The following is a 10,127-nucleotide window of genomic DNA, read 5'->3' as shown; positions in this document are numbered from 1 at the left end:
GGTGTGTCGAAGAAAATGTTCTACGGCACCAACCCGCACGGCGACACCGAAACCCTCACCGACGCCACCACCGGCGCCACGACGTCGACGTACCGCTACACCGCCTACGGCCAGCCCGACAAGATCGGCACCACCGGCGACGACAAGATCAAGGACAACGACCCGGCCGCCAACGCCGACATCGTCAACCCGTACCGGTTCAACTCCAAGCGGTTCAACGGCGCCACCGGCACCTACGACATGGGCTTCCGCGAATACAACCCCAGCCTCAACCGGTTCCTGTCCCGCGACTACTACGACGGCGCCCTCAAGGACCTCGCCCTCGGCACCGACCCATGGAACACCAACCGGTACATGTTCGCCGGCGGCAACCCCATCACCGGTGTTGAACTCGACGGCCACTGCACGATGGCCGACGAAGGCGGCTGCGACACCGACGCCAACTACACCGGCCCCATCCAGCCCCAGACAGCCACCGCGACGCAGACGCAGGCCAGGGAGCCTTCGGAGCCGGAGGCACGACCCCACCCGGACCGCTACTTCGAGATGGCGCGATGCAACGGCGGCCCTAGCTGTGTAATGCCCGAGGGCTACGTCGGCAAGTACGGGGCGTACCGCCCTATTCCGGACCATGGGATTCCTGAGGCGCTCCTCACAGTCTTGCCGTTGCCCTCACCCACGAAGGTGCGCGTGCTCGGCCAGTTCGGCAGGACCCTCCTCGGCAGATTCTTCGGCAGGCCCGCGCGACCGACCGAGGTTCCCCTTATTCTTCGGAACAAGGCTATCGGGGATGCCGCTTCCGACGCGATTGCGGCTCGGTTCCCCGGGGCGAGGCGAGAAGTGACCCTCCAAGCGGCGAGCGGGCCGCGGCGGTTGGACGTCCTGACTCCTAGCGGGCAAGCTATCGAGTCGAAGGTCGGCCGCACGTCGCTGGACGATCGCACACGTCAGGAGCTTGCAAGAGATGTGGAGTTGTTGAAGGATCCCGACAGTCCCGTAACGTCGGTGGTCTGGGAGTTCGCGGTGAGCCCGACTACGGGATTGGCCGGGCCAACGGCGCCGTTGGCTGAGGCGCTCAGGAAAGCAGGTATACCATGGGTGTTTGGGTGATAAATCGATGATGACTGTCCTATGGGGGGACTACTCGGCTTTCGATCCGGGTGTATCCAGTCCGTTGCATGAGGTGTCCAAGCGTCAGGCTCGTGCCGCCTTCAATCGGTTGATGGCGGACAAAGACGAGCGGGTGGCTGAATTGAGACGCCTCTTGCAGCTTAATGGAATCGACCTGGAACCCTCAGACTTCGGTCTTCAAAAACTCAATGATTGGTTCCGCGCAGCGGTCGAGGGCGATCCCGCCACAGGGCGCCTGCGCTCGATCTGGTACGGGGTAGTCAATGACCTAGCCCTATTTCTTGGGGATGTCATGATTCAGCGATGTCCGACGCTACATTGGACTTTCTACGATAAAGGCGCCAAAGATCTTTCGTTCCAGCGTCACGTGATCATGGGATTCTCCAAAGTGCCCAATCCAAAATACAATGTCGACATTGACTTTCTGCTCGGAAGCTATGCCCATCGAATCGTCGCCAATCAAGAAGAGGAGCGTGACGCCTTCGTGAGGTGGGTGAGGGGCGCCCAGGAGAAGGCCTGAAATTGGGTGATCGGCACGACGGCGGCGACGATGTGATCACCGGCGCGGCAGCTGAAGCAGGTGTCGAAGACCGGGGTGGAGAGGGGCGACAGCGAGTCGTACGTGTATGACGCGGCCGGTAACGTCATCGTGTAAGCGTCCTGCCCGGTCAACGCCAACGCGACGACAGCAGCGACGTACACGATCAACCACTCCACCGGCGCGGCGACGAAGACGGTCGACCAAAAGGCGTGCACCGCGGCCACGCCGTGGATTAACCTGGGCAGCTACAGCTTCCCGAACGGTGTCGCCAAGACGATCACCCTGAAGCCGTCCACCACCGGCGTGGTCGTCGCCGACGCGATCAAGCTCGTCTCGACCAGCCCGGTGGAGTCGCGGTCGTTCACCTACGACTATGACCAGAACGGCCAGCAGACCGAGCTCAAGGACACCAACCCGAACGCGCAGGCCGACACGTTCAAGATCACCACCGACGGCCTCGCCCGCACCACCCAGGTGCAGGAGTTGAAGGCGACCCAGAACCGGGCCACGACCGACTACACCTACGACCTGAACTCGAACGTGTTGTCGACGCACGCCCAGCGCCCGGCCGGCACCAACAACCTCCAGGTGTCGCCGCTATACCGGCTACACGTGGGATGTCCGGAACCTGGTGGACACCGTCAAGGCGGGTGAGTCGCCGACCGGGTCTTTGGACACGTGGAGTTACACCTATGACCCGCGCGGTCTGCGGTCGACGGTCACGAAGCCGAACGGGAATGTGACGACGCAGACGTATCACGAGGATGGTCTGCTGCGGACGTTGGTGGAGCGGACCAAGCCGGTCAGCGGTAACCAGTTGGTGTCGTCGCATTCGCTGCGGTTCAACGCTGACGGTGACCCGTTCCCAGGATGTCGAGAAGGTCCTCAAGGCCGGCACGTCGGACTACCTGGACCAGGCGTCGAACTACACCTACACGCCGGCGCGTCAGTTGAAGCAGGTGTCGAAGACCGGGGTGGAGAGGGCGACAACGAGTTCGTTCTACGGCACCAACCCCCACGGCGACACCGAAACCCTGACCGACGCGACGACCGGCACAACCACGTCAACGTACCGGTACACCGCCTACGTGCCAGCCCGACAAGATCGGCACCACCGGCGACGACGAGATCAAGGACAACGACCCGGCCGCCAACGCCGACATCGTCAACCCGTACCGGTTCAACTCCGCTCGTTTCGACGGCGCCACCGGCACCTACGACATGGGCTTCCGCGAGTACAACCCCGGCCTGAACCGGTTCCTCACCCGCGACATGTTCAACGGCGCCCTGACCGACCTCGGCCTCGGCACCGACCCCTGGAACGCCAACCGCTACATGTTCGGCGGCGGCAACCCCATCAGCCGGATCGAGTCCGGCGGCCACAGAAATGAGATGGACTACCACGGCCGCAAGGATCGCTCGGGTGGGAAAGCGGTGACCCAGAGGCTGGGTAGCCGCGATGTGACCGCGGAGGACGCCGGCGACTTCTCCGCGGCGTATGACGTGGCGGCGTCGAAGCACATCGGTGAAGGAGGCGGCCAAGGTCACGCGGAGATCGTTGAGTGCAACGATATGGAGACCTGGAAGGTAGAGAACGGCCGAAAGGAGACCTGCGGCCAGAGTGATGTCCGGTTCTCCAAGCTGTTCGCTGAGGAGATGTGCCGGCAACCCGGCATCGTGTGCGGCCCCTACAGCCCTACCGGCCCGACAGTAGTGGGCCTCGGCCACGACAGCGGAGCAGTTCGGCTCACGGGTGGACCGGAGGCACCGACCGGCCGCCGCGCCACAGGCGGTGGTGGTTGTTTCCGTAGCTTCAGCGGCGAAACCAACGTGTTGATGGCGGACGGATCCGTGAAGCCGATCAGCGAGGTCAAGGCCGGTGACATGGTCATGGCCACCGATCCGGACACAGGCGAGCGGGGCCCCCGGGAGGTGACCAAGCTCTGGGTCCACGAAGACACGGTTGTCAATCTCGAGGTCGACGGTACGGCCATCACCACCACCGAGGACCACCCGTTCTGGAACGCCACCGACGGTGAGTTCCAGCGCGCGGACGAGCTCGACCGAGGCGATCAGTTACTCGCCGCGGACGGGCGGACCGTGCGCGTCGGTGGCATCCACCCCGGATCCCAGCGTGCCGCGACCGCCTACAACCTCACCGTCGACGACATCCACACCTACTATGTACTCGCTGGCAACACGCCGGTTCTCGTCCACAACACTGCAGGGTGTTCGGGCGACAGATGGACAAGCCGTCGGAACCTCGATGATCACTATGATGCCCACGGCGAGCAGATGGGTTTTGCAACGAAATCCGAGTATGACTATGCTGCCCGTGATCTGATGTGCACCTGTGAGGGGCGGCGTCCCGGGATGCTGATCAAACAAGATGGCACAACTCGGTACTATTTCGATCCAAAGACCGGCGAGTTCGGCATTACCGTCGACAGGGGGATCGTCACATACTTTAACGCTGACAAAGCGTACTTTAATGGACAGCCTGGAACGTTGGTGCCATGATGATTAAGCGCTACCCGTGCCCGTGCTGTGGTCATCTCGTGCATACCGGTTCGCCTGGTTCCTATCATGTCTGCCCTGTCTGCCTTTGGGAGGACGACCAGGTGCAACTACGGTGGCCGCTCTACCCGGGTGGTGCGAACGAGTTGTCCCTTGTGGATGCCCAGCAGACGTACAGGGCGATCGGAGTCAGCGCATCTCGCCTTTCAGGAAGTGCTCGGCCGCCAACGGGAAACGAACCGATCGACGAGAATTTTCGCCCAATAGATCTGAGCGTTGATAGCTTCGAAGAAACATTGGTGCAGGAGGTGCCTTGGCCTGAGGATCGCTCCGTCCTTTACTGGTGGCGGCCAACGTTTTGGAGGCAGGATAAGGATCAGTCGCCAAGTAGCGCCTGATCGGAACGACCCGGCGCCTGGTACGCGTGCAGCCGGCAGACCCAGGGTCGCGGTGCCCTACTCGTATGGTGCGGGCGTTGAGAACCTCGTCTTGGTTGATACTCCGGTCAACACGACCACCACGAAGAAGTCGTTCTACGGTGTCAACCCCCACGGTGACGCGAGACCTTGACCGACGCCACCACGGGCGAACCACCTCGACGTACCGGTACACCGCGTACGGACAGGCCGCCAAGGTGGGTACCACCGGCGTCCTGGCGACTGAGCCTGACACCGGCGAGCGGGGCCCCCGGGAGGTGACCAAGCTCTGGGTCCACGAAGACACGGTTGTCAATCTCGAGTTCCACGGTACGGCCATCACCACCACCGAGGACCACCCGTTCTGGAACGCCACCGACGGTGAGTTCCAGCGCGCGGACGAGCTCGACCGAGGCGATCAGTTACTCGCCGCGGACGGGCGGACCGTGCGCGTCGGTGGCATCCACCCCGGATCCCAGCGTGCCGCGACCGCCTACAACCTCACTGTCGACGACATCCACACCTACTATGTACTCGCGGGAAAGACTCCGGTGTTGGTGCACAACACCGGGCCGGGTTGCAGGGGGATCGCACTCGGACTTAGCGAGGTCGCTAACAACCCGATGGCCCTTCATGAATTTGCGGATTCGCTTGGCGCTAGGTCGTACCATGATTGGCCCTCTCGCGGCGACAAATGGGTCAGCGAGTTCAAGGGCTATGTCAATGACGGGAAGACTTCGATCCACTTCAACTTGAATGGCATCGACGATCCGGTTGCGGCCGCTCGCACCGGCAGGGGGTGGATCCGATCTTCGATGGGCATGCGACTGCGTGGGAGCTAAGCTACATCCAGGCCAACCCGAGCGCGTGGTCTCGCGTGACCTTCTACAGAAACGGAAATCCCGTTGCCAACCCATTCGATCCCTGACGAGGAGTCGCCACAGCCAACTGCGAGGCTTCCCATCTCCTTCGATCGGAAGTTCCGGACCTGGCGATACGGTGTCAGCCATTCGGAGTTCAAGCTGCGAAGCGTCGATCCAGCTTCGGTGCGCGAGTTCATTGAGGTGACATTCTATGGCGTCGTTGGAATGAAGCTGAAAACGGTGTACCAGCCGCTCACCATTTCCATCGCGGAGCCGGTGCAGGTTGAGGAGATGTTGAAATTCTCCGACGTGCAGGAATCTAATTCCTCGCGGGTTCGCTGCTTGGCGCTGAAATCGGACAGCGGTGACGGCCTTGTGGCATGCCTCAGTTACAGCATCTGGTCGCACCCCAGGAGTTCAGATTATGACATGTCGGGGGTCCAGCATCGGGATTCTGTGTTAATTATCAGAGGGTAGCGAGGAACCCCGCCGGAAGATATCCGGCGGGGTTCTTTGCGTCTTGACGGCAGCGGTTGACGGCAACGTCAGTGGACAAGGTTCCTTCGGGTTTTTTTTGTATCGCAGGAACTCGCTTGGGTCCCTTCGCCCGAATGTGCGACTGCGCTCGGTGATGGAGAAAATAGGTATCGGATTCTCGTGAACAGGTACGGCGGCGACATGGGCTAGGTAGATAATCACAACTACAAGAACATCAGGACACATGAGCCGACGTGTTATTGAATTCGGTGATTGTATGTCAGGTTGGCCTGGGCCAGGCGACTCTGGCCTGTGGCCGACCTTGTAGGCCTGCGTCGCCGTCGGTAGTGAACGGCGTTCGGCCATGCGCTAGGACATTTCCCTGCCCATTTCGCCTGCGTGGGAGCCGACGAGTTCGACACGCTCCATTTCGTTGTGACCAGCCAGCGTGCCGCTAGTGTCTTGAGTCAATAATTCTGTGTTGGTTGGTAGGCTGTGGCGGTGCCGAGCCCGAAGGTTGATCCGGTGGTGTTGTCCGATGAGGAGCGGTCGGCGCTGGCCGGGTGGGCGCGGCGCCGCTATACCGGCTACACGTGGGATGTCCGCAACCTGGTGGACACGGTCAAGGCGGGTGAGTCGCCGACCGGGTCGCTGGACACGTGGAGCTACACCTACGACCCGCGTGGGCTGCGGTCGACGGTCACCAAGCCGAACGGCAATGTGACGACGCAGACGTATCACGAGGACGGCCTGCTGCGGACGCTGGTGGAGAAGCGTGGTCAGCAACTGATCACGTCGCATTCGCTGCGGTTCAACGCTGATGGTGACCGTTCCCAGGACGTGGAGAAGGTCCTGCAGGCGTAGATCGGCAGGGGGATGTTGTCGGCGCTGAGGATGCGCCACCCCCGGCGATGGCTATCGGTGTAACAAACACCGGTACAGGAGCGTCCAGGCCCTGCTAACAGTTGACCTGGCCATCGGTGCTGGCGGACCGATCTGACCATTGTGCGCGGGGCCTCATGTCCGATCCTGGCGGTATCGCAGCGACTCCCGACCACCTGACCGGATGCCTGGCCGGACCGCCCCATATCGAGGGGCGGTCCGGGGCCGAGTCAGGTTCGACCGACGGCCAGGCCGTCGATTTGGATGAGTTTGCCGCTTGAGGCACTGACGAATTTGAGGGTGCCGCTGAACAGGGTGGTTTGGACCGGGAGGCCGAGGACGACCTGGCGGTGGGTGGTCGGGTAGGCGAGGTTGACAGTGGTCAGGTACTTGTTCCCGGCGTACACCGCGACGGAACCACAGGTCGGGCAGCGGGTCGCGATCAGGAAGAAGCGCTTGCCCTGCACGGTCCGTGTCAGCGACTTGCCGTACGTCGTCGTCTGCGTCGTCGTCCCGTAGTAGAACGTCGACCCGGTCGCCCGCGTCCAGCCGGTCGAGGCCAACGTCAACGACCGATCGTCCAGCGGCCGCGAGAAACACCGCTCAGCACTCCACTGACCGACGTTCCCGAGCTTGTCCTTCGCCCGCACCGAAACGCAGTACTCGTACCCCGCCGCAACCGTGAGATTCATCGACGTATCAGTCGTATTCGTCCAGGGCAGCACATAGTCGCCATACGGCCCAGCAGACGTCGCCCGGCGGTAGCGCACGTCGTACGACGCAACCCCATTGGCATCCGTCGCCGACACCGCCAAGCTCGCCGTCGCGGCCACCGAAGACTGATAAGTCGGCGCCACCATCCGCGCCACCGGTCCCGTCGTGTCCGCGGTCAGAATCCGGTACGCCTTGGTGACCCGGCCGTCAGGCTCCGTCGAAGTGATCGTCACGAGGTTGTCCCCGGAGCTCAGGTTCGGCGCGGTGTACGGCGACTGGCACGGACTGACCGTGTTCCCGTGGACCGAGCAGGTGAACGTCGTCCCCGGGAGCAGCGCCGAGCCGTCGAACGCGACCGAGGCCTCCCGGCCCACGACCGCCGGCGTCGGCGCGATCGTCACGCCGAGCCGCTGCCAGGCCAGGTCCAGGTCGCCGCCGCGCAGCAAGCCGGTCGGGAGCGCCAGCGGAGTGAGGTACAGGATCTCGCTGTCCAGGCGGTACAGGCCGCCCGCGCCCGTCGCAGCGACCACGACACTGCTGTCCGGGTCCCAGCTGAGCGAGCGGATCGCCCCCTCCAGTGGCTTGCTCGACGTCACCTGGTCCGTGCTGAAGTCGACGTACTTCACGGTGTCCCCGGCGCCGAATGCGACCTTGCGGCCGTCGGGTGAGACCCGCGCCGGCATCCCGTCCGCGGCGGCTGTCGGCGCCGGCAGGGTGGCGACCCGTGCACCGCCCGCCGCTGCCCGCACCCGGGTGAACCGATCGTCGCCGTCGAATCGACGGTCGACCACGACGAGGGTGGTGCCGTCGGGCATCCAGCTCGGGCTCGCGAGGTCGCAGGCGACCTTCTCCGGGGTCCCACCAGTGGCCGGGATCACGTACACACAGGGGGTCCCGTTTTCCGGCGCCTGGAATGCGATCCGGGTTCCGTCCGGCGACCACGACAGGTGCGTGATCGCCACCTGGGGTGTCCACAGCTTCACCGGCTCACCGACACCGCCCGGCTCGACGCGTTGCGTCCACAGCGACTTGTCGGAGCTGGTCGCCACCCATGCAAGCGTCCGTCCGTCCGGCGCGGCAGCGACGGGCCCCTTCGGTTCGACTGAGTTGCCCAGATCCTGCTGTACGACGTACCCGCCGAGACTCGCTGCCAACAGCTCGGTCGACACCCTGTCGGTGAGGGCGATCTGCGCTGTCGGTCGAGGCAGCGCCCGGCGTTGGCCGACCGGTCCGTCACCGAGCTCATTGACGATCGACAGCGCGTATTCGGTTCCAGCCGTCGGCTCGAGCTCGTTCCACGACATCGTCGGGCGATTCGGATCGGCATCGACCCACTTCGTGGTCTCCGCGCCGTCGACGTACCGGTGGACGTAGTAACCGCGGACCGGGGTGCCACCGGCGGTCTTCCAGGTCGGCCACGAGACGGTGACACCTCGGTAGGTTCGGGGGACGCCCGGGGCGGCTGGAGCCGGCGGCAGGGAGGTGCCGATTCCGGTCATGAGCACCTGGTGCGACGACAGCGCGGTGGAGTCATCGATCGTCAGCCTCGCCGCGAAATCGCCCGCTCTCTCCGGCTCGAAGGTCAGCGTGAGCAGGCATGAAGAGCCGGGCGGCAAGTACTGGTCGCAGTTCCGCGTGAGCTTGAACTGCGCGGTGGCGGTATTGAGCGTCATGTTGCCGAACTGCACCCGCTCGCTGCCGGTGTTCTTCAGCGTCAGGGTCAGGTCCTTGGAGGTCCCGACCATCACCTGGCCGGCGTCCAGGGTGTCGGGCGTCACGGAGAGAGCCTGGTAGTCGACCGCGCTCTTGTAGCGGATCTCGAACCACGCGACCGGGGTGGCGTCGGCACAGGTTCCCGCCGCCAGCCAGGCGGCGAGCGTCTCGAGTTGGAGGTCCGCGGTGTACGTCACCGCGGTGACGCGGAGCGTCGCGGCCGAGGTGCAACTGCGGTCGCCTTGCGACAGCGTGACGGCAGTCGGGGACGGCAGGTCGTAGTACCCGGGACCGGCGACGAAGGCCGGCAGCTTCACCTTCAGTGAGCCGGCCGTCAGGGTGCGTGCGCCGTCGGCGGGCGCTGAGGCCGTGACCGGGCTCGCTGTCTCGTCCTGGAGCCAGGTCGTGCCCCGGCCGCGGTTCGCGTCGAGCGACAGTACGTCGATGTCGCCGACGGTCGGGGCTTCGGCTGCGCGGGTGGCTTTGACCTCGGGGCTGGTGGTTGGGGTGTCGGAGGTGGCGACGACGCGGTAGTCGGCGGTGGCGCCGGGGGCGATCGTCTCGTCGATCCAGGTGGTCGTCGCGTCGGACAGAGCGCCGCTGATGTCTTGCCAGTCGGTGGTCTGTTTGCGTTCGACTCGGTAGCCGGTGGCGTTGTCGATGTCGGTCCAGGTCACGCCGATGCCCTGGCGGGTCGGGAAGACCTGGGCGACGGGGGTGGTGGCGGACTCTTCGCCGAAGGAGGCGTGGGCTATGAAGGGGATGGTGATGGCCGCTAGGGCTGCGGCGAGGGCATAGCGGAACAGGGCGGATCTGCGGGCGCGGCGCATTGGATCTCCAGGCAGGGGATTCCGGCGCGCCCCGAACACACCG

Annotated in this window: 10 protein-coding genes; 8 read left to right on the top strand and 2 right to left on the bottom strand. The window is 64.2% G+C overall.

From position 1 onward, the window contains the following. Both ACIBL3_RS26985 and ACIBL3_RS26980 read left to right on the top strand, forming a co-directional pair. A partial coding sequence (locus ACIBL3_RS26985) for an RHS repeat-associated core domain-containing protein (RefSeq protein WP_396356367.1) occupies positions 1-1,110 on the top strand: 1,110 nt, incomplete at its 5' end. Continuing rightward, entirely contained in the window at positions 1,103-1,651 is a 549-nt protein-coding gene (locus ACIBL3_RS26980) for a hypothetical protein (RefSeq protein ID WP_396356366.1), read from the top strand. The genes ACIBL3_RS26985 and ACIBL3_RS26980, both read left to right, overlap by 8 nt. Here ACIBL3_RS26980 and ACIBL3_RS26975 read toward each other — a convergent pair. Next, positions 1,591-1,896: a hypothetical protein gene (locus ACIBL3_RS26975; protein ID WP_396356365.1), complete on the bottom strand. Its 306-nt coding sequence runs from the start codon at positions 1,894-1,896 to the stop codon at positions 1,591-1,593. The two genes, ACIBL3_RS26980 and ACIBL3_RS26975, sit on opposite strands and share 61 nt — an antisense overlap. A 79-nt stretch (positions 1,897-1,975) precedes the next feature. Here ACIBL3_RS26975 and ACIBL3_RS26970 point away from each other — a divergent pair, with 79 nt between their 5' ends. The 6 genes from ACIBL3_RS26970 (at position 1,976) to ACIBL3_RS26945 (ending at position 6,809) form a co-directional block, all read left to right on the top strand. Further along, complete coding sequence (locus ACIBL3_RS26970; RefSeq protein WP_396356364.1) at positions 1,976-2,326, top strand: hypothetical protein; 351 nt, start codon at positions 1,976-1,978, stop codon at positions 2,324-2,326. 450 nt (positions 2,327-2,776) lie between these two features. Continuing rightward, complete coding sequence (locus tag ACIBL3_RS26965) at positions 2,777-4,192, top strand: polymorphic toxin-type HINT domain-containing protein (RefSeq protein WP_396356374.1); 1,416 nt, start codon at positions 2,777-2,779, stop codon at positions 4,190-4,192. After that, positions 4,189-4,587 (top strand): CPCC family cysteine-rich protein, encoded by a 399-nt coding sequence (locus tag ACIBL3_RS26960; RefSeq protein ID WP_396356363.1) that lies wholly within the window; start codon positions 4,189-4,191, stop codon positions 4,585-4,587. The genes ACIBL3_RS26965 and ACIBL3_RS26960 overlap by 4 nt, the downstream gene beginning before the upstream one ends. 140 nt (positions 4,588-4,727) lie before the next feature. Then, positions 4,728-5,447 carry a polymorphic toxin-type HINT domain-containing protein gene (locus ACIBL3_RS26955; protein ID WP_396356362.1) on the top strand — a complete coding sequence of 240 codons (720 nt, stop codon included), beginning with the start codon at positions 4,728-4,730 and terminating at the stop codon, positions 5,445-5,447. A 204-nt stretch (positions 5,448-5,651) separates the two neighbouring features. Next, positions 5,652-5,945, top strand: coding sequence for a hypothetical protein (locus tag ACIBL3_RS26950; protein ID WP_396356361.1), 294 nt, complete (start codon positions 5,652-5,654; stop codon positions 5,943-5,945). A 501-nt stretch (positions 5,946-6,446) separates the two neighbouring features. After that, positions 6,447-6,809, top strand: a complete 363-nt coding sequence (locus tag ACIBL3_RS26945; protein WP_396356360.1) for a hypothetical protein — start codon at positions 6,447-6,449, stop codon at positions 6,807-6,809. A gap of 248 nt (positions 6,810-7,057) precedes the next feature. On the opposite strand, the gene ACIBL3_RS26940 is transcribed toward ACIBL3_RS26945, so the two are convergent. Continuing rightward, a complete protein-coding gene (locus ACIBL3_RS26940) occupies positions 7,058-10,084 on the bottom strand; it encodes a choice-of-anchor D domain-containing protein (RefSeq protein ID WP_396356359.1) in 3,027 nt (1,008 codons plus the stop codon). Between the last annotated feature and the right edge of the window lie 43 nt (positions 10,085-10,127).

Source organism: Kribbella sp. NPDC050124, assembly GCF_044460355.1.
Classification (GTDB): Bacteria; Actinomycetota; Actinomycetes; order Propionibacteriales; family Kribbellaceae; genus Kribbella.
The sequence above is the reverse complement of the archived record's forward strand: the minus strand, read 5'-3'. Positions and strand labels throughout refer to the sequence as shown.

What these genes read in the sequence shown, in the direction of transcription:
- ACIBL3_RS26960 (WP_396356363.1), top strand. Translation starts at nt 4,189, where the DNA reads ATGATGATTAAGCGCTACCCGTGCCCGTGCTGTGGTCATCTCGTGCAT.
- ACIBL3_RS26940 (WP_396356359.1), bottom strand. Translation starts at nt 10,084, where the DNA reads ATGCGCCGCGCCCGCAGATCCGCCCTGTTCCGCTATGCCCTCGCCGCA.